This is a genomic window from Pseudomonas sp. ASL9, from assembly GCF_056680335.1.
Genome location: NZ_CM155277.1, coordinates 818,550 through 840,178 on the forward strand (window position 1 = coordinate 818,550; position 21,629 = coordinate 840,178).

Here is a 21,629-nt window from a genome sequence, read left to right on the forward strand (position 1 = left end):
ATGACATCGACCAGAAATATATTTTGAGCAGTAGACCAGTCATACGCTTGAGGGAGGGATGAGGGATTCATGGCTGCGGAGTGCTACAGTCGGCATTTTCAGGATGAGGAAACATTATGCGGATGTTGATAGGCGCCTTGACCTTGGGGTTGTTGGCTGGATGTACGGCTCCGGCCATGAATGAAGCCAGGTCCCAAGGCCCGTACAAAACGTTTTCATCCCAGAAAGCAGACCAACTCGTTGCCCAATGCATTCAATTCGCCTGGCAGGATGAGTCGGTCTTTGGCATAGACGGTGATGCGTTTCTCCATTCAGGCAGCAAGGGAAGCATCACGGTCTACACGAGAGAGTCGGAGTATTTCGTTGATGTGCTGAGTGGCGCGTCCGGTACGACCGTCAACTATTACCAAGCAGTGAGTAATTCGATTGCTGACCGCAGGCTTAGCGCGCTGGCGACCTGTCTCTAACCCTCGAAATCAGGTTAAAGGGGCTCTGATTTATTGAAACCCATGGCAAAAAATCAAAAGAGTTTCGCCCCTTTCCTTCGGAAAACCTCTCAAGATCGCTTTAATTAAAAAGTCAATTAGACCTTCGTACTGGTTTCTTGTCACGCGACTGTCATGTCCTTGTTTCCTAATACGTTTCAAAATATTGCACAGCTAAAGGCGTTAACCGCCAGCATCGCAATACTGCCGCTTCAGTATCTGATCGGCAGGTTGAATACCCCTGTGAACGAGACCCATGATGATCAAGAAACTGCACAAACCCATTATCGGCGCCTTACTGGGCAGCGTAGTGATGTCTGCTCACGCGGATTTCATCGACGACAGCCATGCCGACCTGACATTGCTCAATCGTTACCTCAATCAGCAGGGCCGCGGTATAGATGGCAATAACAATCCTAATAAAGCAGCCAAAAGCTACCGTGACTGGGGACAGGGCTTTCAGCTCAACTTCAAGTCTGGCTACACTGAAGGCGCCGTTGGCGTGGGTCTTGATGTGGAGGGCTTCTATGGCCTCAAACTCGACTCTGGCGGCGACCTGAACGACAAAAGCAATCAAAGTCGTTACCCTGGCAGCATGTTCCCGCTGGATAACGGCAAGTCCGCAAACGACTTCGCCGTTCTGACCCCCACCCTCAAAATGCGCTTCCTTAAGGATGAGCTGCGTGTGGGTGGCCTCTATCAAAACAACCCGATGCTGGCCAATACCGATGGGCGTCTGTACCACCAGACCAATACCGGGGCGCAGTTGGTGTCCAAGGATTTGTCGGACTTTACCTTCACCGGTGGCGATATCGTACGGACGAAAATCCGCAACGAAACCAACGACAGTGACATGACTACCGGTGGAGGCCTCAAGCTCAGCGATCGCTTCCTCTATGGCGGTGCCGATTACACGGGTCTTGCCAACACAACGTTGAGCCTGTGGTACTCCAACCTACAGGATTACTATCAGCAAGCCTTTATCGGTGCCAAAAACACCACTCAGCTGCCTGTTGGTAGCCTCGCCAGCGATTTTCGCGCTTACCGCAGCTTGGGCATAGGCGGCAACTCAGCCGGTGACAGTGAGTATGCAACCAGTGGTTACTACGGTGGCTCCCAGAAAATGGGCCGGATCAACCAGTCGACCATTAGCTTGATGGAAAGCTATAGCCTGGCAGGCCATACCCTGGGCCTGGGCCTGCAGAAAAACACCGGCGAAAGCGACTTCCCCTACCTGGACTCAGGCCTGAACAGCGGTGACGCCCGTCAGGGACCAGGTGCGGGCGCTGACACCCCGGCATTGACCAACCTGCAATTGAACAAGTTCCAGCACGCCGGCGAGCGTACCTGGCTTGCGCAATACAAATATGATTTTGGCCGATTGGGTATCAACGGTTTGGGCTTCGCGGCCACTTATGCCCACGGTGATCAGGTCAGGGTGGCCAGTGGTGGTAGCAGCGAATGGGAGCGCGACCTTGCGTTGAGCTACCAAGTGCCTGAGGGAACATTTAAGGGGCTGGGTGTCACCTGGAAGAACGCCCGGGCCAACCCGAGTCTTACCGGGCAGACCCTGCAGGACGAAAATCGCTTCTATGTGAGCTATATCGTTCCGCTGTGGTAGTACTCCGCCGGACTTGAACGGTATTAGCGTGAAGTAAGCAAGCTTGCCCAGGCGTTGCCTGGGCAAGCTTGCTTCAAATGAACTGATTCACCAACGTACCTATAACGCGACCTGGAGCAACTCCAAGGGACGCTGGAAGGCAAGGAATCCTTGACGAGGCATTCGTCGAATTCAAATCCCCCGAGCTTTGCCCCATACTCAGCAGTGAGTTATGAAGACCCTCATACCTTGATCTCCCCCAGAATCACCCCTGGCACACTGCACGTGAAAATATTCTGATGCTGCCTTCTCCCCTTAAGACCCTTACCAATCCCGCGCGGCTGCACACGCAAAAATGGCGAGGCCGCATAGGCCTTTGTCTGGTCGCCGGTCTCTCGGTATTGGCAGGCATGACGGATGCTATCGGCTTCATGGCAACCGGCGACTTCGTGTCGTTCATGAGCGGCAACACGACCCGCCTGGCCGTGGCCATCAGCAACGGCGACTTTGGCCTTACGCTGCGCCTGCTTTTGCTCGTTGCCACGTTTATCGGTGGCAATACACTGGGCATTGTCGTGAGCCGAATGAGTGGTCGACGCGCCCTTCCCTTGCTGCTGTGCATCGCTGGGCTACTGTGCGCAGCTGCGGCCTTACCGCTGGATGCTCAGCTGCCAGCGCTGATGGCAGCCATCATTGCCATGGGCATGCTCAACGCCGCCGTCGAAGAGGTAAACGGCTTTCCCATTGGCCTCACCTACGTGACAGGCGCCCTCTCACGATTTGGTCGAGGATTAGGCCGATGGATGCTGGGTGAACGAAGAAATGGATGGCGGGTTCAGTTGATCCCCTGGACCGGCATGTTTGCAGGCGCGGTGATCGGCGCCCTTCTTGAGCAGCGCCTCGGCATGAAAGCCCTCTTGTTCAGTGGCTTGCTTGCTGCCGTTCTGGGGTTTGCCGCGCTAAAAATCCCACGCCGCTGGCAACTGGCTTACATGCCCAAATAAGGGCAGGCAGCACTTTCCCGCTTCCAGCCCGAGCCCACCCGGTCGTACCTGTCAGCAAAAATCCACTTTGCCCCAAATAAGGGAGCTGGAAAGCTTACCCGCACCCTTCTGGTTCAATACACGACAGTGATCAGTACCCAAAAGAAGGTTCTGATAATCGTAAACAGCGCTCCAAAAGCCCACCGAGCGACGCTTTAATCCTCCCTCCCCGCCCACAGCCCCCTGAGTCGAAAGACGTCCGACCGACACTGGCATGAAACCTGCTCTAGTTCTTACAAACCTGTCGACATCTCCGACAGGTTGTCCTCATGTGGTCACCGACGACCACTTGCCTGCATAGGCACAGGACGGGTGAACCAGGCAGCGCGGCCTCGGGCAATCACCCCACACATCCATGAATACCAGGCAAAGGCGCCTGGAGCTGCTAGACGGCTCCAGGCGTTTTTTTTGCTTTTTTTTCAGGCCATGCCCCGGCAGCGGCTTCGACTGAGGAAAGGTTATGAACGCTACCGTCACCCCGATCAAGAGCGAAACGCTGGTCGTCATCGGCAACGGCATGGTCGGCCACCATTGTGTCGAGCAATTGATCGAGCATGGCGCGCTCGCCCACTATCACGTGCATGTGTTCGGTGAAGAGCGGCAGCGTGCCTACGACCGCGTACACCTTTCCGAGTACTTTGGTGGCCGTGATGCCGAGTCACTGGCACTTGGCGAGGCAGATCTGTATGCCCGCCATGGCGTGCAACTGCACCTCGGCGTGCAGGTGCTCGACATCGACCGCGAGCGTAAGGAAGTGGTCACCAGTGCCGGACGCCAGGCTTATGACCGCTTGGTATTGGCCACCGGTTCCTACCCCTTCGTGCCGCCAATCCCAGGTGCCGAAGGCCGCTCCCGGTTGGTCTACCGTACCTTGGACGACCTCGACGCGATCCGCGAGGCGGCCACCAACGCCCGACGCGGCGTGGTGGTAGGCGGCGGTCTGCTCGGCCTTGAAGCCGCCAACGCGCTGAAGTCCCTTGGGCTGGAAGCCCATGTCGTGGAGTTCGCCCCACAGCTGATGCCGGTGCAACTGGACGCCTCTGGTGGCGAAGCACTGCGGGCACGGATTGAGGCCTTGGGCGTCGGCGTGCACCTTTCGCGAGCGACCCAAGAGATCGTCATCGGTGAAGAGTATGCCTATCGCATGAACTTCAACGGTGGCGAGTTCCTTGAAACCGACCTGATCGTATTCTCTGCTGGTATCCGCCCGCAGGACGCCGTTGGCCGCAGCGCCGGGCTGGACGTAGCACCGCGTGGCGGCCTGGTCGTGGACAATCATTGCCGCACCAGCGACCCGGACATCTTCGCCATCGGCGAGTGTGCATCCTGGAACGGCAGCATTTTTGGTCTGGTCGCGCCGGGCTACAGCATGGCGCGTAACGTTGCCGCGCAACTCGCAGGTGAGCATTACGAGCCCTTTACCGGCGCAGACATGTCGACCAAGCTCAAGCTGCTGGGCGTCGATGTCGGTTCAATCGGTGACGCTCACGCGGCGACGCCCGGCGCCAAGAGCTACCGCTTCATCGATGAAGCCAGCGCCAGTTATCGCCGCCTGGTGGTTTCTGCCGATGGCAAGCACGTGCTGGGCGCGGTGCTGATCGGCGATAACAGCTATTACGACACCCTGCTGCAATACGCACAAAACGGCATCGCGCTACCCAAGGACCCGTCCAGCCTGATCCTGCCGCTGTCAGACGGCGCACCAACACTCGGTGCCGATGCGCTGCCGGACACCGCCACTATTTGCTCCTGCCATAACGTCACCAAGGGCGCGGTGTGCTGTGCAGTTGACGCAGGTTGCACCGACCTCGGCGAGCTCAAGGGCAAGACCAAGGCTGGCACTGGCTGCGGCGGTTGCAGCGCACTGCTCAAGCAGGTCTTCGAGCACGAACTCAGCGCCCGTGGCGTCGCCGTCGACAAAAGCCTCTGCGAGCACTTCGCCCACACCCGTCAGGAGCTGTATGCCCTGGTTCGCGTGGAGGGGATCATCAGTTTCGACGAAATGCTGGCCAAGCACGGTCGCGGCCACACCGGCTGCGATATCTGCAAGCCTGCGGTGGGATCAATTCTCGCCTCCTGCTGGAACCAGCCGATCATGGACCCGTCGCTGGTGCACCTGCAGGACACCAACGACACGTTCATGGCCAACATGCAGAAGAACGGCACGTATTCGATTATCCCGCGCATCGCCGCTGGCGAAATCACCCCGGACAAGTTGATTGCCCTGGGCGCCGTCGCCAAGAAATACGACCTCTACACCAAGATCACTGGTGGTCAGCGCATCGACCTGTTCGGCGCCCAACTGCATCAGCTGCCAGACATCTGGGGCGAACTGATCGAGGCCGGTTTCGAGACCGGACACGGCTACGGCAAGTCGTTACGCACGGTCAAATCTTGCGTCGGCAGCACGTGGTGTCGCTATGGCGTTCAGGACAGCGTGGCCATGGCTCTGCTCCTGGAGAACCGCTACAAGGGCCTGCGCGCGCCGCATAAATTCAAACTTGCGGTTTCCGGCTGCACCCGCGAGTGCGCCGAGGCGCAGAGCAAGGACGTTGGGGTAATCGCCACCGAAAAAGGCTGGAACCTCTATGTCTGTGGCAACGGCGGCATGCGCCCGCGTCACGCCGAGCTATTAGCCACGGACCTGGATGACGAAACCCTATTGCGCTACGTCGACCGGTTCCTGATGTTCTACATCCGCACGGCCGACAAACTGCAGCGCACCTCTGTCTGGCGTGAAAGCCTGGACGGCGGCCTAGACTACCTCAAAGACGTCATCATCAACGACAGTCTGGGGCTTGGGGCTGAGCTGGAGTCGCAAATGCAGCTGGTGATAAACCGGTACGAATGCGAATGGGCCAACGCCATCAACGACCCGGAAAAGCTCAAGCGCTTCCGCACATTCGTCAATGACGAACGCGGCGATCCGGACATCCATTTCGTCAAGGAGCGAGGCCAGCGCCGCCCGGTTCACGCCACCGAACTCCACCTGATCCCCGTCACCCAGGAGGTGCTCTGATGAGCCAGTCAAACGTCGTCCGTATCGAACCCCGCCACGCCATTGAAAGCCCTGCCCAATGGCAGACGCTGTGCCGCCGCCAAGACCTGGTGGCCAACTCCGGCGTCGTCGCCTGGCTCGATGGCGCCCAGGTCGCGTTATTCCACCTGCCCGACAGTCAGGGCAAGACCCTCTACGCCATCGACAACCGCGACCCGAAATCAGGCGCCAACGTCATTGGCCGTGGCATCGTCGGTAACCTTAAGGGCGAACTGGTGATTGCCTCGCCGCTGTACAAACAGCACTTCCGTCTTGAGGACGGCAGCTGCCTGGAGTATCCAGAACAGAACCTGCGCGTCTGGCCCGTGCGTTTGAACGGGGATGCCGTAGAGATTGGAGTGAGTGCCGCGCTTTAGCTTTAAACAGTGAGAACAGTCCTGACCCTACGACCCGTGCCGTAGCGTCAGGGCTGTTCGCGGCCGCCTTTAAGAATAGAAGAGAAACCCGCATGAAGACCGTTGCGCAACTGCTCAAGTTAAAAGCCATCCACAATCAACATGTCCACACCATCGCTCCAGATCAAATGGTGCTGGAAGCGCTGAAGGTGATGGCTGAGAAGAATATTGGCGCTCTGCCGGTAATAGAGAATGGTCAAGTGGTAGGCGTTATCAGCGAGCGCGACTACGCACGCAAGATCGTTCTCCAGGGACGTTCGTCCATTGGCACGTCTGTCAGAGCCATCATGAGCTCTCCCGTCGTGACCGTGAACTCCCATCAAAGTATCGAGACGTGCATGGGGGTTATGACCGATAGCCACCTGCGCCATTTGCCAGTCGTAGAAGACGGACAACTGCTGGGCTTACTGTCCATTGGTGACTTGATTAAAGAGGCGATAGCCGAGCAGGCGGACCTGATCCGGAAACTGGAACAGTATATTCGCGGGCATTAAACTGACCGTTATTCCGACAGATCAAAAAAAAGCATTCAACCAACCTCACCGGATAACCGGGCCCTCATAGGCATGAGATCATCATTGGCTAATGTTTGTAGATCACATACCGGCCTCGGCCGGTTTTTTTGGCTTGATACATCACTCGATCTGCAGCCTGCAGGAGATTATCCGAAGAGCCTTCTCCGTCCCACAGGGCTACCCCAATCGAAACGCCCACGATGCACGATGTACCAAAGATGAAAAATGGAGTTTTCAATGCGTCGATGCATTTAGTGGCGACGGTACTGACTGTCTCTTCGGCATTGTCCCCAAGGTCACTGAGCAGTAAAACAAACTCGTCACCCCCAATACGCGCCAAGGTATCCGACTCCCGTATGATCTTGGAGAAGCGCTTCGCTACCTGGCGCAACACTTCGTCACCGGCCTCGTGCCCGAGGGTGTCATTGATATTCTTGAAACCATCAAGATCCATAAACAATAGACCAACCTGTGTCTCTTTACGGCGTGCGAGTGCCAATACCTGGCGAAGCCGGTCAGAAAGATAGGCCCTATTGGGCAAGCCTGTCAGCGTATCGTGATGGGCAATGCGAGTCAGTTCAGCTTGATGGTCATTGAGTTTGACCAACAAACGATTGAACGCCGAGATCAAATGCCCGACTTCATCATCATGAACAACAGGCAACGGTTCGAGCGGCAGCTCATCCCGCGTCATACGATCGGCATGCTCGGCGGCATAAAACAAATGGCGGAGAACAAAATACAGCCCAATCGAGGAGAGAATAGCGAACAGTGAAAGAGCGAAGAGTCCATTTTTAATCAAAAAATGCTGCATCCGCCCCACTGTCGCAAACGCCTCGCTGCTCGGCACTCGGCCGACGACGAACCAGCCCGTGCTCGGGACTGACACCATTGCAGCGACCTCTTCAACGCCTTGGGCATTGACCGTGACCCCGGTGCCGCGAAACCCTGCCATGGCCCGATCATGAAGTAGATTGACGCCGGGGGGCGGTGTTGGTGTGAGCACCATATCAAGTTGAGAGGAGGCGACAAACAACTTATCTCTTGGCGAAACCAGCAGGAATCCGCCCGTTGCATTACCAATTCGACTCTGGAGTAACGAATCAAGAAACCCGGGGGCGGCCAGCGCTGTCACGCCAACCAAAACAGCTTGAACCTCACCGTTTGCGTTCTTTATCGGAACAGAGATGGGCAGCATCGGCTCTTTTGTAGCACGACCCACCACAGGGCGACCGACAAATGACACACCGGCTAATCCAGCTTGGATATAGTCACGGTCCGCATAATTGAGGGTCCGCGGATCCCGCAGAACAGGATAATCCGCGAGGGGAACCCCATGAGTATCCACCACGAATAAACCCGCAGAAAACAACGTTTGATAGTTGTAACGTTGTTTCAGCCACACACGAAGTCTTTCGGGCTGCGCAAGCAAACGAATCGGTAGGGAGGCGGCAAGGCGCTCAAGCAAGATCTGGCGTTGAACAATCTTCCCATCAATATCGTGGGCAACATAGGTCGCCAACGCTAATTGCTGGTTTTCCACTATTGCGCTCAAATCCTCACGCAGGAAGTGGGTCAACACGTAATAGCGCATCACAGAACCCGAGATGACAATGCACAGCGCCAGCACCAGCAGCCGAGTAACAACGCTATTGAAAATACGGGGAAAGCTTATGCGCGCATAATATTTTTTTGGCATCCCGGGAGTGTACCCGAGAGGCCGCATTTTTTGTGCGTTCGAATAAGCGCAAAAACATAGTCTGCACGGTATCGCGCCAAGGAGAACTGGCGCGATACCGTGCAGAACCGTAGAGAGGTTCTTGTGGGTTCAGCGGTATCGCAGATTAGAACGCATTGCCGGGAACGCGAACCCATCCTTCCATCAACACGCGAGCGCTGCGACTCATGATGGCCTTGGTCACCGTCCATTCGCCACTCACCTGACCGGCTTCAGCACCCACGCGCAGAGTGCCCGAGGGATGGCCGAAGCGCACAGCACTGCGCGCACCACCGCCCGCAGCAAGGTTCACGAGCGTGCCCGGAATCGCCGCTGCGGCACCGATGGCCACGGCGGCCGTGCCCATCATCGCGTGATGCAGCTTGCCCATTGATAGCGCGCGCACGAGCAGGTCGACGTCACCGGCAGCCACTTGCTTGCCGCTGGAGGAGACGTACTCGGCCGGTTTGGCGACGAAGGCAACCTTTGGCGTGTGCTGACGTGTGGCGGCTTCATCAATGTTCTGAATAAGGCCCATACGCAGCGCGCCATAAGCGCGAATCGTCTCGAACATCGCCAGTGCCTTGGGATCGCTGTTGATGGCGTCCTGCAGTTCGGTGCCCGTGTAGCCGATGTCTTGCGCGTTGACAAAAATCGTCGGGATGCCCGCATTGATCATGGTGGCCTTGAACGTGCCAACACCGGGCACCTCAAGATCGTCCACGAGGTTGCCGGTGGGGAACATCGAGCCGCCCGCGCCCTCTTCATCTGCGGCCGGGTCCATGAACTCCACCTGCACTTCGGCGGCGGGAAAGGTCACCCCGTCGAGCTCAAAATCACCGGTTTCCTGCACTGCGCCGTCGGTGACGGTCAGGTGCGCGATGATGGTCTTGCTGATGTTGGCCTGCCAGATGCGCACGGTCGCCATACCGTTGTGGGGGACGCGACTGGCATCGACCAGACCGCTGCTGATGGCGAACGCGCCGACGGCGGCAGACAGGTTGCCGCAGTTGCCGCTCCAGTCAACGAACGGCTTATCGATGGACACCTGACCGAACAGGTAATCCACGTCATGGTCGGGCTTTGTGCTCTTGGACAGGATGACCGTCTTGCTGGTGCTCGAGGTCGCCCCACCCATGCCGTCAATTTGTTTGCCGTAAGGATCGGGGCTGCCAATCACGCGCAACAATAGGGCATCGCGCGCCGCGCCCGGAACCTGTGCAGACACGGGAAGGTCTTGCAGGTTGAAAAACACACCTTTGCTGGTGCCGCCACGCATGTAGGTGGCGGGGATTTTGATCTGGGGTACGTAAGCCATGGAAATGGTGTCCTGAATCTTGTCCTGAAAGAACGCTCAAGCGCAACGTTGCCGTCGCGCCTGAGTACGTGGTTTAGACCGCCGCAGTCGATTCAAGAAAGTCCTGGGCGAAACGCTGCAGAACACCGCCAGCCTCGTAGATCGACACTTCTTCGGCGGTGTCGAGACGGCAGGTGACTGGCACCTCGACACGTTCGCCGTTTTTGCGGTTGATCACCAGGGTCAGCGTGTTACGCGGGGTACGCTCGCCAATGACGTCGTAGGTTTCGCTGCCATCGATAGCCAGGGTGTGGCGGTCGGTGCCCGGCTTGAACTCCAGCGGCAACACGCCCATGCCTACCAGGTTGGTACGGTGAATGCGCTCGAAGCCTTCGGCCGCGATGGCTTCCACGCCAGCCAGACGCACGCCTTTGGCAGCCCAGTCACGCGAGGAACCCTGACCGTAGTCAGCACCGGCGATGATGATCAGCGGCTGCTTGCGTTCCATGTAGGTTTCGATGGCTTCCCACATGCGCATGACTTGGCCTTCCGGCTCGACGCGGGCCAGGGAACCCTGTTTCACCTTGCCGTTTTCCAGCACCATCTCGTTGAACAGTTTCGGGTTGGCGAAGGTGGCGCGTTGCGCGGTCAAGTGGTCGCCGCGGTGGGTGGCGTAAGAGTTGAAGTCCACCTCTGGCAGGCCCATTTTGAACAGGTACTCACCGGCCGCACTGTCGAGCATGATCGCGTTCGACGGCGACAAGTGGTCAGTGGTGATGTTATCCGGCAGCACCGCCAGAGGGCGCATTCCCTTGAGCGGACGAGCGCCAGCCAACGCGCCTTCCCAGTACGGCGGACGGCGGATATAGGTGCTCATCTCGCGCCAGTCGTACAGCGGCGCGACCTTGGGACCGGTGTCTTCGTGGATGGCGAACATCGGGATGTAGACCTGGCGGAACTGCTCCGGTTTTACCGAGGCCTTGACCACCGCATCGATCTCTTCATCGCTTGGCCAGATGTCCTTCAGGCGAATTTCCTTGCCGTCGGCATCCAGGCCCAGCACATCTTTCTCGATGTCAAAGCGGATGGTCCCGGCAATGGCGTAGGCCACCACCAGTGGCGGCGATGCGAGGAACGCTTGCTTGGCGTACGGGTGGATTCGACCGTCAAAGTTGCGGTTGCCCGAGAGTACTGCGGTGGCATACAGGTCGCGATCGATGATTTCCTGCTGGATCACCGGATCCAGCGCCCCGGACATGCCGTTACAGGTGGTGCAGGCGAAGGCCACGATACCGAAGCCTAATTGCTCCAGTTCGTTAGTCAGACCGGCTTCATCCAGGTACAACGCAACGGTCTTCGAACCGGGTGCCAGGGAAGTTTTGACCCAAGGTTTACGGGTCAGCCCCAGCGTGTTGGCGTTACGCGCCAGCAGGCCAGCGGCGATGACATTGCGTGGGTTGCTGGTGTTGGTGCAACTGGTGATAGCCGCGATGATTACCGCACCGTCCGGCATCTGGCCGGGAACGTCGTCCCACTGGCCGGCAATGCCTTGGGCCGCGAGGTCCGAGGTGGCCACACGGGCGTGGGGATTGCTCGGGCCCGCCATGTTGCGCACCACCGAGGACAGATCAAAGGTCAGCCCACGTTCGTATTGGGCGCCCTTCAGGCTGTCGGCCCAAAGGCCGGTCAATTTTGCGTAACTCTCGACCAGTTTCACCTGCTCGTCTTCACGACCGGTGAGCTTGAGGTAGTCGATGGTCTGCTGGTCGATATAGAACATCGCTGCGGTGGCGCCGTATTCCGGGGCCATGTTGGAGATGGTCGCGCGATCACCCAGGGTCAGTGCCGAGGCACCTTCACCGAAGAACTCCAGCCAGGCGCCGACCACCTTTTGCTGGCGCAGGAACTGGGTCAGCGCCAGCACCATGTCGGTGGCGGTGATGCCTGGCTGCAACTTGCCGGTGAGTTCGACGCCGACGCTTTCCGGCAGACGCATCCAGGAGGCGCGGCCGAGCATGACGCTTTCGGCTTCAAGGCCACCGACACCGATGGCGATCACGCCCAACGCATCGACGTGCGGGGTGTGGCTGTCGGTGCCGACGCAGGTGTCGGGGAACGCCACGCCATCACGCACCTGGATCACCGGAGACATTTTCTCCAGGTTGATCTGGTGCATGATGCCGTTGCCCGGCGGGATCACGTCGACGTTCTTGAAGGCTTTTTTGGTCCAGTTGATGAAGTGGAAGCGGTCTTCGTTGCGACGGTCTTCGATGGCGCGGTTCTTTTCGAACGCCTCAGGATCGAAGCCGCCCGACTCAACGGCCAGGGAGTGGTCAACGATCAATTGGGTCGGCACTACCGGGTTCACTTGCGCAGGATCACCACCTTGCAGGGCTATGGCGTCACGCAGGCCAGCGAGGTCGACCAGCGCGGTCTGACCGAGAATATCGTGACACACCACACGGGCCGGGAACCACGGAAAGTCGAGATCGCGCTTACGCTCGATGAGCTGGTTCAGCGATGCGATCAGAGTAGCCGGATCGCAACGGCGCACCAGGTTCTCGGCCAGCACGCGCGAGGTATAAGGAAGTGTATCGAAGGCCCCAGGCTTGATTCCGTCCACCGCCGCGCGCGTGTCGAAATAATCCAATCGGGTGCCGGGTAAGGGTTTGCGGTATTCAGTGTTCATAGCGTAGGGACTCAATCACGGAGTGTTCAGAGGAATGGGTGGGGAGCACCGCAGATCACGGTCCGCTCCCCCTTTCCCAATCAGCGTTGCTCGATTGGCACGAACTTGCGCTGTTCGACGCCGATGTACTCGGCACTCGGGCGGATGATGCGGTTATTGCCACGCTGTTCGAACACGTGAGCGGCCCAGCCGGTCAGGCGTGAGCAGACAAAAATCGGTGTAAACAACTTGGTCGGGATACCCATGAAGTGGTACGCCGAGGCATGGTAGAAGTCAGCATTGGGGAACAGTTTTTTCTGTGCCCACATGGTTTTGTCGATGGCTTCGGACACGGCATACAGCACGGTGTCGCCCACTTCATCGGCCAGTTTTTTCGACCAGCCCTTGATCACTTCGTTACGCGGATCGGACTCTTTGTAGATCGCGTGACCGAAGCCCATGATCTTGTCCTTGCGCTCCAGCATGCTCAGCGTGCCTTTGACGGCGTCTTCGGCAGAACCGAAGCGCTCGATCATTTCCATCGCTGCTTCGTTGGCGCCGCCATGCAACGGGCCGCGCAATGTGCCGATGGCTGCGGTGACACAGGAATACAGGTCCGACAGCGTCGAGGCACAGACCCTTGCGGCGAACGTCGAGGCGTTGAATTCGTGCTCCGCGTACAAAATCAGCGAAACGTCCATCACCTTGCAGTGCAGTTCGCTCGGTTTCTTATCCAGCAGCAAGTGCAGGAAATGCCCACCGATGGATTCTTCGTCAGTCACGCAATTGAGGCGAACGCCGTCATGACTGAAGCGGTACCAGTAGCACATGATCGCAGGGAACGCGGCCAGCAGACGGTCGGTGACATCGTGTTGTTGTTCGAAACTTGCTTCAGGCTCCAGCGTGCCGAGCATCGAGCAGCCGGTACGCATGACGTCCATCGGGTGGGTTTCGGCAGGAATGCGCTCCAGTACTTCTTTCAGGACTTGCGGCAGATCACGCAGGCCTTGCAGTTTTTTCATGTAGGCCGTGAGTTCGGTCTGGGTCGGCAGCTCGCCGTAAAGCAGCAGATAAGCCACTTCTTCAAAACGAGCATCGGCGGCCAATTCACGCACGTCGTAACCACGATAGGTCAGGCCGGCACCGGCTTGCCCAACGGTCGACAGCGCGGTCTGTCCCGCCACCTGGCCACGCAGGCCAGCACCACTCAACACTTTTGCCTCAGCCATTGCTTTCTCCGATCTTGAATTTATTTGGGAAACGGCAATCCGGTCCAGACGACGTTACGCCTGGACCGGGCACCCAGAATCACTTCTTCTGCGCGAACAACGCATCGAGTTTCTGCTCGAAGATGTGGTAATCAATGGCGTCGTACAGCTCCATGCGCGTCTGCATGGTGTCGATGACATTCTTCTGCGTGCCGTCGCGACGGATCGCGGTGTAGACGTTCTCTGCGGCCTTGTTCATGGCGCGGAACGCTGACAATGGGTATAGCACCAGAGAGACATCGGCCGAGGCCAACTCGTCAGTGGTATACAACGGCGTAGCACCGAACTCGGTGATGTTGGCCAGGATCGGCGCGCCAACCTGAGCAGCAAACAGCTTGTACATCGCCAGTTCAGTGATGGCTTCCGGGAACACCATGTCAGCGCCGGCTTCTACGCAGGCTGCGGCCCTTTCCAGTGCCGACTCCAGGCCTTCGACTGCCAGTGCATCGGTACGCGCCATGATCACGAAGCTGTCATCGGTGCGCGCATCGACGGCGGCCTTGATACGGTCGACCATTTCTTGCAGGGAAACGATTTCTTTGTTCGGGCGATGGCCACAACGCTTGGCGCCGACCTGATCTTCGATATGAATCGCTGCCGCGCCGAACTTGATCATCGACTTGACTGTGCGTGCCACGTTGAACGCGGAAGAACCAAAACCGGTGTCCACATCCACCAGCAATGGCAGGTCGCAGACGTCGGTGATACGACGCACGTCAGTCAGCACGTCATCCAGGCCCGTGATGCCCAGGTCCGGCAAGCCAAGCGAACCTGCTGCTACACCGCCACCCGAGAGATAGATCGCCTTGAACCCGGCACGTTTGGCCAGCAGTGCATGGTTGGCATTGATCGCGCCAACGACTTGCAGTGGATGTTCGCTGGCAACGGCATCACGGAAACGTTGACCGGGAGTACGTTTGTCGGAACTCATTTTTCACCTCGGGCTGTCGGTTGAGGAGCGGCCTGATAATGGCGCTCGATGTTGCGTTTGGACGCACTGATATGACGGCGCATTAACAATTCGGCCAGTTCGCCATCACGCTCGGCAATGGCATCAAGAATACGGTGGTGTTCGGCAAATGCCTGACGCGGACGATTGGGCGTCGCGGAGAACTGGATGCGGTACATGCGCACCAGTTGATAAAGCTCGCCACAGAGCATTTGGCTCAGCGTGCGGTTGCCGCTGCCTTGAATGATCCGGTAGTGGAAGTCGAAATCGCCTTCTTGCTGGTAGTAACCCACGCCCGCCTGAAAAGCGGCATCTTGCTCATGGGTATCGAGGACGCGGCGCAATTCGTCGATCTCTTCGACGGTCATGCGTTCGGCGGCCAGACGACAGGCCATGCCTTCCAGCGATTCGCGAATTTCATACAGCTCGATGAGCTCGGCATGGCTCAGGGAAACCACACGCGCACCCACATGGGGAATACGCACCAGCAAGCGCTGCCCTTCCAGGCGATGGATCGCTTCACGCAGCGGGCCCCGGCTGATGCCGTAGGCCCGTGCCAGCTCGGGCTCGGAAATTTTGCTGCCGGGCGCGATCTCGCCACGCACGATGGCCGACTGGATGCGCCGGAACACATGCTCAGAGAGGGTACCGGACTCCTCGCCTACAACTTGGGTTTCTGCAAGATCTTCCATTATATTGTCGACACATTGACAGTTAGATGGCGGAAAATTACGACCATTCCCCCTAAATGTCAAACATCATTAGACTATTGTCGACAATGACCCGAATTACCCACGTCTACACCCTGAGACCGATATCAGATCATGTCCCGCTTGCCGAGCAGCCCCATCTGCACCACTTTCGCGCCGTTCCAGACGAGGCCGGGGTAAGATGCGGAAACAACTCATCGGCCTTTAGTTGCCGCTTCCTTCGTGAGGTAAAAGCATTCGCCCCCGAAGGATTTCACCGCGACGTTTGCTTTCCCGCCTGGCAGCCGGAAAAATACCCGCCGCGCGCGACTGCGTTTGGCACTCATTGTTCTGATGCAACTGACCCTCACTGGCTCGGCGGCATCGCCTTCAGGGAATATAGAATGGCCCCAAGACTTGTAATTAACGCTTCAGTCAGCCCAAAGGGCAGCCTGGAGACCCTGTCCCAACGCGAAGTACAGCAATTGAGCGAGGCCGGGTCGGGCAGCATCTACACGCTATTCCGCCAATGCGCCTTGGCGATCCTCAACACCGGCGCCCACATCGACAACGCCAAGACTATTCTTGAGGCCTACCAGAGTTTCGAAGTTCGCATCCACCAGCAGGATCGTGGTGTCCGCCTGGAACTGCTCAACGCGCCAGCAGATGCCTTCGTCGACGGCGAAATGATCGCCAGCACCCGCGAGATGCTGTTCAGCGCCCTGCGCGACATCGTCTATACCGAGAGCGAGCTGGACAGCCAACGCATCGACCTGAGCAGCTCTCAGGGGATCACCGACTACGTCTTTCACCTGCTGCGCAACGCCCGCACCCTGCGTCCCGGTCTGGAGCCGAAGATGGTGGTGTGCTGGGGCGGCCATTCGATCAACACCGAAGAGTACAAGTACACCAAGAAGGTCGGTCACGAGCTGGGTCTGCGCAGCCTGGATATCTGCACCGGTTGCGGGCCTGGTGTAATGAAAGGACCGATGAAGGGCGCCACCATTGCCCACGCCAAACAGCGGATCAGCGCCGGTCGCTACCTGGGCCTGACCGAGCCGGGAATCATCGCTGCCGAGGCACCTAACCCAATCGTCAACGAACTGGTGATCCTGCCAGACATAGAGAAGCGTCTTGAGGCCTTCGTGCGCGTTGGCCACGGCATCATCATTTTCCCCGGTGGTGCCGGCACCGCCGAGGAATTCCTCTACCTGCTCGGCATCCTGATGCACCCTGACAACAAGGGCCTGCCGTTCCCCGTCATCCTGACCGGGCCAAAAAGTGCGGCGCCCTACTTGCATCAGTTGCACGCATTCGTCGGCGCGACGCTGGGCGAAGGCGCACAGCGCCACTACGAAATCATCATCGATGATCCCGCTCAAGTGGCAAGGCAAATGACCCTGGGGCTGAAGGCTGTCAGGCAGTTCCGCCGAGACCGCAACGACGCCTTCCATTTCAACTGGTTGCTAAGGATCGAGGAAGGCTTTCAGCGCCCGTTCGACCCTACCCATGCCAACATGGCCAACCTCCAGCTGAGCCGCGACCTGCCGCCTCATGAGCTGGCGGCCAACCTGCGGCGTGCCTTTTCCGGCATCGTTGCCGGCAACGTGAAAGACAAGGGCATTCGCCTGATCGAGCAGCATGGCCCTTACCAGATCCATGGCGACGCGGCCGTCATGCAGCCGCTGGACCGTTTGCTGCAATCGTTCGTCGAGCAGCACCGCATGAAGCTGCCAGGCGGCGCGGCCTATGTACCGTGCTATCAGGTGGTCACCTGAAAACCAGATCGTGACCTGTCCGTCGCGGTCGGCAACGCGTTGAGAGCGTCGAAAGTCACGGAGCTGTCATGGCTCCGTGCCTTGCCCTGGAGCGGAACCCGGCGTGACGCCAACGCCCAATAGGTGTCGTTGAGTGCCGGCTATGGGCCTTGGCTGGGCAAAACTGTTATTGAGTGCTTATGACTGTTCAGTGATGGGCGATTTGCAATCAGGATCGAAACCCGCAGTCTCCGAAAGGTCAAACCAATAGGTGTTGCGGCCGGAGTTCTTGGCCGCGTACATGGCGTGGTCAGCGTGCTGCACCAGGGCTTCGATGGTGCTGCCATCGCGCGGGAACAGGCTGACACCCATGCTCGCATTAATGTTCACTTCATGACCGTCGATGAACAGAGGAAGCTGAAAGCGGTTATGCAGCTTATCCAGGAGAGTGACAATGTGTTGGGTATCCTCAACCGCCTCGAAGAAGATAACGAATTCGTCTCCCCCCAAGCGCGCCACCGAATCGCTTTCACTGATCGCAGAACGCAGCAGGTTGGCCACCGCTTTCAGCACATGGTCGCCGAGGCTGTGGCCGTGCCTGTCGTTGATGTGCTTGAAGTGATCGAGATCGACAAACAGCACCGCCAGTTGCTTGCCGCTGCTCTGCGAATTGACCAAGGCACACTCGAGCCGTTCGAAGAACACCCTACGGTTAGGCAGACCGGTCAGCGGATCGTGCCGAGACAAGTGTTCGAAGGCGGTGCGGCTGTGCGTCAGATCGTCCAGTTGACCGAGTATCTCCTCCTCCATCTCGCGAAAGCTCTGGGCCAATACCCCTAGTTCGTCCTGACGCGCAGGCAGTTCGCTGATCTTCCGCTCGCGGGAAAATAGCTGCACGGCCTGGGTCATGCTTTTCAACGGCCGAACGAGGGTACGCGAGGTGATGATGGCCGTCAGCAAGGCCAGCAGACTGACCAGGAGAACAATCTGGACGATCTTCTCGCCTGCACGCGAGGCCTCGGCCAGCACATAGCTTTGCGGCTGGCCGAGGCCGAGAACGATGAACGGTTCCGAGGTCTGCGCATTGTTCGAGAGGCGCACGAAGGCTGCGACCAGCTTATCTTGCTGATCTTCCGCGACGCTGCGGCTGATCAGGTGATCCTGATGCGTCTCACCGAGCAGGCCGGCGACTTCCGGGAACTCTTCTTGAATGAACAGACGCCGACCCTGGTCGAATCCGAACGTGCGTCGGTGGTCTGGATGGACCAGCAGGTCGCCCCAGCGATTGCTCAGGTACACCTGATACTGCTTGGGAAAATCACCCTGAAGTTGAGTGAAGAGCTGATCGAGATCGACGTTGATCACCAGCAGGGCGACTACCTTACCGCTGGCGTCGGCCACTGGCGTGGACACGTGTAGCGTTGGTTTGCCCAGACCGGAGTGGGCGCCTTGCTCATGATTGATCACGATCGGTGACAAGCGCGTTTCACCGGGCCTCAAGCGCAGGGTGTCGAACACGTAAGCGTAATGACCCTTCTCCTGAAGGTCGGCACCACTGACGCGTGACAGGCGTTCGCCATCGCGGTCCACCCGTACCTGTTCAAGACCGTGATCGGCAGCGCTGATCAGGCGGATTTGCATGTAATCGGGGTGCACCTGAAGCATGGCGCGGAACAACTCAGCGAGGTTATCTTGCGCATGCAAGAGCACGCTCGGGCTACTGGCTTCCGCCAATTCGCGCACCTCCGGCCCATTCGCCAGCACACGCGCATTGTGGGAGATCGTCTCTAGACTTCCGTGCAGGTTGCGCCCGAGCATCTGGACGGACGTGAGCAGGTCAGTTTCTGCAGCCTCGAGCAAAATGTCGCGACTACTGCTGTACGAGTAGTAACCCGCCAGACCGGTAGGCAGGATGCCGAACAGGGCCATCAGGCAACCGAGTTTGAGGGCGATACCAAACCTCATAGTGCCTCCTTCAGCGGCGGCCGCTCGCCGGACATAATGTGCTGCCAGAGCGCCTCGCGATGTGCATCGTCCTCAACCGGCCGCAGCCAGATCAGCTGTACCGATTTGTCCATGCCAACCGGCTCCTCCAAGGTATTGGACAAGCCCTGACGCTCGCTCAGGGCGTGACTAAAATGGGGCTCCAGGGTGAAGTCGATCCAGGCTTGGGCCAGCATCGGATCGCGCGCCCCGCGGCTGATTGCCCAGCAGTCGAGCCACGCCAAAGCACCCTCTCGTGGAATCACGTAACCCACATCGGCGCCAGCGTCCTGCAACTGCTTGAGCTGTTGCCGACCGTAGTTGGCGAAAAGCAGGGCCACCGAGTGTTTACGGAACAGTTCGGCAGCTTCCTCCGGCAGAGAATAGAAGGTCAGCACATTGCGGCGCAGTGCGATCAACTGATCAGTGACCAGGGGGAAATCAGCGGCGGTAATGTGGAACGGGTCGCCACCGCGTGCCAGGTTAGCCAGGGAGAAGTTGTGGCTACTGGTGTTGAACGCCAAAACGCGGCCCTGGAATTTTGGGTCCCATAGGCTGGTGATCGACTGTGGCGGCTGGCTGAACTGCTGACGGTCGTAGATCAGCCCCATGTCCGAATAGGTGTAGGGGATCGCGTAGACATGGCCGTCGGCCATGATCCCGGGAATCTTCGCGTAGTCGCGAAAGCGCAAGAGTTGACGCAAGGTATTGGCGATATGTGCGGGTTGCAGGGGCTGTAGCAGTTGCTGGCCGATGTAGTACTCGATTTCCGCCGTGTTGGCAGCGATCAGGTCGTAGTTGCCACCCTGATTTTCCGCCAGCTTACTGCGCAGCACTTCGTCGCTGCCGACCAAGGTGACTTCGACCTTCACCTCGTAACGCGCCTCAAATTCCGCGACCAGATCGCTGTCGGCATAACCGGGCCACGCAAGCACGCGGAGTGTCTGGTCGCTGGCCTGGGCCAGTACAGGGCCCAGGATGGAGAGCAGGACAATCACCAAAGAACGTAAGCACTTCATCGACTAAGGCCAACAGCAAGTGAAGTGGCCACTATATAGCTGGCGATGCGCCTTCGTCTTCCACACCACGCTCAATCTTCGCCATCAACTCGGTATTCCGAGGCCTGATACGTCCATGCGCCAAGGTTTTCACCCACCTTCAGGGATGACTGCCTGGCTGAAAATCCGCCAGAAACGATATTATTATTTTCATAAAATTGATTTATGAAATAAAACGTGTCATTTATGGCTCGGCAAAATTATAAAACCCGACCGACCGTGCATACCGGACGTTTCTGGGTATATCACCCCCAACACCCCACAAAAGGAGTCAACAATATGAACAAGACAGCACTTCTAGGTGCTATGGCACTTTGCGCCTTCAGCTTCCTGGCCCACGCCGACGAAGACCGTTTGCGTATCGGTATCGAAGCCGCCTACCCGCCCTTCTCCTTCAAGACCCCAGAAGGCAACGTCAGCGGTTTCGACTACGACATCGGCAACGCCCTGTGCGATGAGATGAAGGTCAAATGCCAATGGGTCATCCAGGAATTCGACGGCATGATCCCTTCGCTGAAAGTGCGCAAGATCGATGCTGTACTGTCGTCGATGTCGATCACTGACGACCGTATGAAATCCGTCGACTTCAGTAAAAAGTACTACCACACCCCAGGCAAGTTCGCGATGAAGGCTGGCAACGTGATCAACGACCCTTTGGTTGATCTCAAAGGCAAGAAAGTCGGCGTGCAACGTTCGTCGACTTACGACCGCTTCGCCACCGAGCAGCTTGAAAAAGCGGGGGTCGAAGTCGTGCGCTACTCCGCACAAAGTGAAGCCTTCCTTGATCTGGCTTCGGGTCGTCTGGACGCCACGCTCGCAGACATCATCAACACCGATGAGAGCTTTATCAAAACGCCCGCGGGCAAAGGTTTCGCACTGGTAGGGCCGGACATCAACGACCCTAAATACTTCGGCAGAGGCGCAGGAATCGCCGTGCGCAAAGGCGACAGTGCGAACGCTGCACGTCTGAATGCAGCGATTGACGCCATCCGCGCCAATGGTAAGTACCAACAGGTGATGGCCAAGTACTTCGCGTTCGATATCTACGGCGAATAACCGTCTACCGACAACCCGGGCGCCTGCCCATTGCAGGCGTCACCCTTGGCTTGTCCCGCGCGCCTCCGGCGCTCGTTTGAGGAACTTCATC

16 protein-coding genes are annotated in these 21,629 nt (G+C 58.2%); 8 read left to right on the forward strand and 8 right to left on the reverse strand.

What is annotated here, in order from left to right; genetic code table 11:
* The first annotated feature begins 116 nt into the window (after positions 1 to 116).
* The 6 genes from AC1ME2_RS03845 to AC1ME2_RS03870 all read left to right on the forward strand — a co-directional run bounded on the left by AC1ME2_RS03845 (position 117) and on the right by AC1ME2_RS03870 (position 7,075).
* On the forward strand, positions 117 to 467 hold the full coding sequence (locus AC1ME2_RS03845) for a hypothetical protein (RefSeq protein ID WP_480439422.1): 351 nt from the start codon (positions 117 to 119) through the stop codon (positions 465 to 467).
* Positions 468 to 744: 277 nt separating this feature from the next.
* A complete protein-coding gene (locus tag AC1ME2_RS03850) occupies positions 745 to 2,106 on the forward strand; it encodes an OprD family outer membrane porin (protein ID WP_480441986.1) in 1,362 nt (453 codons plus the stop codon).
* 278 nt (positions 2,107 to 2,384) lie between these two features.
* The gene (locus AC1ME2_RS03855; protein ID WP_480439423.1) at positions 2,385 to 3,089 is read left to right on the forward strand and encodes a YoaK family protein; all 705 of its coding nucleotides are present in this window, start codon (positions 2,385 to 2,387) and stop codon (positions 3,087 to 3,089) included.
* A 499-nt stretch (positions 3,090 to 3,588) separates the two neighbouring features.
* Positions 3,589 to 6,147, forward strand: a complete 2,559-nt coding sequence (gene nirB / locus AC1ME2_RS03860) for a nitrite reductase large subunit NirB (protein ID WP_480439424.1) — start codon at positions 3,589 to 3,591, stop codon at positions 6,145 to 6,147.
* Entirely contained in the window at positions 6,147 to 6,542 is a 396-nt protein-coding gene (gene nirD / locus AC1ME2_RS03865; protein WP_480439425.1) for a nitrite reductase small subunit NirD, read from the forward strand. The genes nirB and nirD overlap by 1 nt, the downstream gene beginning before the upstream one ends.
* Positions 6,543 to 6,634: 92 nt before the next feature.
* Complete coding sequence (locus AC1ME2_RS03870) at positions 6,635 to 7,075, forward strand: CBS domain-containing protein (protein WP_480439426.1); 441 nt, start codon at positions 6,635 to 6,637, stop codon at positions 7,073 to 7,075.
* Positions 7,076 to 7,163: 88 nt separating this feature from the next.
* Here the strand turns inward: AC1ME2_RS03870 and AC1ME2_RS03875 are convergent, their stop codons facing one another.
* From AC1ME2_RS03875 to AC1ME2_RS03900, 6 genes are all read right to left on the reverse strand, one after another.
* Positions 7,164 to 8,795, reverse strand: a complete 1,632-nt coding sequence (locus AC1ME2_RS03875; protein WP_480439427.1) for a diguanylate cyclase domain-containing protein — start codon at positions 8,793 to 8,795, stop codon at positions 7,164 to 7,166.
* A 145-nt stretch (positions 8,796 to 8,940) separates the two neighbouring features.
* Positions 8,941 to 10,131: a 2-methylaconitate cis-trans isomerase PrpF gene (gene prpF, locus AC1ME2_RS03880; protein WP_480439429.1), complete on the reverse strand. Its 1,191-nt coding sequence runs from the start codon at positions 10,129 to 10,131 to the stop codon at positions 8,941 to 8,943.
* Positions 10,132 to 10,204: 73 nt separating this feature from the next.
* The gene (gene acnD / locus AC1ME2_RS03885; RefSeq protein ID WP_480439430.1) at positions 10,205 to 12,799 is read right to left on the reverse strand and encodes a Fe/S-dependent 2-methylisocitrate dehydratase AcnD; all 2,595 of its coding nucleotides are present in this window, start codon (positions 12,797 to 12,799) and stop codon (positions 10,205 to 10,207) included.
* 80 nt (positions 12,800 to 12,879) lie between these two features.
* Positions 12,880 to 14,007 carry a bifunctional 2-methylcitrate synthase/citrate synthase gene (gene prpC / locus AC1ME2_RS03890; RefSeq protein ID WP_480439431.1) on the reverse strand — a complete coding sequence of 376 codons (1,128 nt, stop codon included), beginning with the start codon at positions 14,005 to 14,007 and terminating at the stop codon, positions 12,880 to 12,882.
* Between the two features lie 79 nt (positions 14,008 to 14,086).
* On the reverse strand, positions 14,087 to 14,977 hold the full coding sequence (prpB, locus tag AC1ME2_RS03895) for a methylisocitrate lyase (RefSeq protein ID WP_480439433.1): 891 nt from the start codon (positions 14,975 to 14,977) through the stop codon (positions 14,087 to 14,089).
* Complete coding sequence (locus AC1ME2_RS03900) at positions 14,974 to 15,687, reverse strand: GntR family transcriptional regulator (protein WP_480439435.1); 714 nt, start codon at positions 15,685 to 15,687, stop codon at positions 14,974 to 14,976. The genes prpB and AC1ME2_RS03900 overlap by 4 nt, the downstream gene beginning before the upstream one ends.
* 401 nt (positions 15,688 to 16,088) lie before the next feature.
* Between AC1ME2_RS03900 and ppnN the strand changes: the two genes are divergently transcribed.
* On the forward strand, positions 16,089 to 17,462 hold the full coding sequence (gene ppnN, locus AC1ME2_RS03905; protein WP_480439437.1) for a nucleotide 5'-monophosphate nucleosidase PpnN: 1,374 nt from the start codon (positions 16,089 to 16,091) through the stop codon (positions 17,460 to 17,462).
* A gap of 177 nt (positions 17,463 to 17,639) precedes the next feature.
* Here ppnN and AC1ME2_RS03910 read toward each other — a convergent pair whose 3' ends face one another.
* Together AC1ME2_RS03910 and AC1ME2_RS03915 are read right to left on the reverse strand one after the other, a co-directional pair.
* Positions 17,640 to 19,406 carry a diguanylate cyclase domain-containing protein gene (locus AC1ME2_RS03910; protein ID WP_480439438.1) on the reverse strand — a complete coding sequence of 589 codons (1,767 nt, stop codon included), beginning with the start codon at positions 19,404 to 19,406 and terminating at the stop codon, positions 17,640 to 17,642.
* On the reverse strand, positions 19,403 to 20,443 hold the full coding sequence (locus AC1ME2_RS03915) for an ABC transporter substrate-binding protein (RefSeq protein WP_480439439.1): 1,041 nt from the start codon (positions 20,441 to 20,443) through the stop codon (positions 19,403 to 19,405). Before AC1ME2_RS03915 ends, AC1ME2_RS03910 begins: the two co-directional genes overlap by 4 nt.
* A 318-nt stretch (positions 20,444 to 20,761) precedes the next feature.
* Between AC1ME2_RS03915 and AC1ME2_RS03920 the strand changes: the two genes are divergently transcribed.
* A complete protein-coding gene (locus AC1ME2_RS03920) occupies positions 20,762 to 21,538 on the forward strand; it encodes an ABC transporter substrate-binding protein (RefSeq protein ID WP_480439441.1) in 777 nt (258 codons plus the stop codon).
* Positions 21,539 to 21,629: the final 91 nt, after the last annotated feature.

Bases quoted from the DNA above. Each gene is read 5' to 3' on its own strand.
- AC1ME2_RS03845 (WP_480439422.1), top strand. From the start codon at position 117: ATGCGGATGTTGATAGGCGCCTTGACCTTGGGGTTGTTGGCTGGATGT.
- AC1ME2_RS03850 (WP_480441986.1), top strand. From the start codon at position 745: ATGATCAAGAAACTGCACAAACCCATTATCGGCGCCTTACTGGGCAGC.
- AC1ME2_RS03855 (WP_480439423.1), top strand. From the start codon at position 2,385: ATGCTGCCTTCTCCCCTTAAGACCCTTACCAATCCCGCGCGGCTGCAC.
- nirB (WP_480439424.1), top strand. From the start codon at position 3,589: ATGAACGCTACCGTCACCCCGATCAAGAGCGAAACGCTGGTCGTCATC.
- nirD (WP_480439425.1), top strand. From the start codon at position 6,147: ATGAGCCAGTCAAACGTCGTCCGTATCGAACCCCGCCACGCCATTGAA.
- AC1ME2_RS03870 (WP_480439426.1), top strand. From the start codon at position 6,635: ATGAAGACCGTTGCGCAACTGCTCAAGTTAAAAGCCATCCACAATCAA.
- AC1ME2_RS03875 (WP_480439427.1), bottom strand. From the start codon at position 8,795: ATGCCAAAAAAATATTATGCGCGCATAAGCTTTCCCCGTATTTTCAAT.
- prpF (WP_480439429.1), bottom strand. From the start codon at position 10,131: ATGGCTTACGTACCCCAGATCAAAATCCCCGCCACCTACATGCGTGGC.
- acnD (WP_480439430.1), bottom strand. From the start codon at position 12,799: ATGAACACTGAATACCGCAAACCCTTACCCGGCACCCGATTGGATTAT.
- prpC (WP_480439431.1), bottom strand. From the start codon at position 14,007: ATGGCTGAGGCAAAAGTGTTGAGTGGTGCTGGCCTGCGTGGCCAGGTG.
- prpB (WP_480439433.1), bottom strand. From the start codon at position 14,977: ATGAGTTCCGACAAACGTACTCCCGGTCAACGTTTCCGTGATGCCGTT.
- AC1ME2_RS03900 (WP_480439435.1), bottom strand. From the start codon at position 15,687: ATGGAAGATCTTGCAGAAACCCAAGTTGTAGGCGAGGAGTCCGGTACC.
- ppnN (WP_480439437.1), top strand. From the start codon at position 16,089: ATGGCCCCAAGACTTGTAATTAACGCTTCAGTCAGCCCAAAGGGCAGC.
- AC1ME2_RS03910 (WP_480439438.1), bottom strand. From the start codon at position 19,406: ATGAGGTTTGGTATCGCCCTCAAACTCGGTTGCCTGATGGCCCTGTTC.
- AC1ME2_RS03915 (WP_480439439.1), bottom strand. From the start codon at position 20,443: ATGAAGTGCTTACGTTCTTTGGTGATTGTCCTGCTCTCCATCCTGGGC.
- AC1ME2_RS03920 (WP_480439441.1), top strand. From the start codon at position 20,762: ATGAACAAGACAGCACTTCTAGGTGCTATGGCACTTTGCGCCTTCAGC.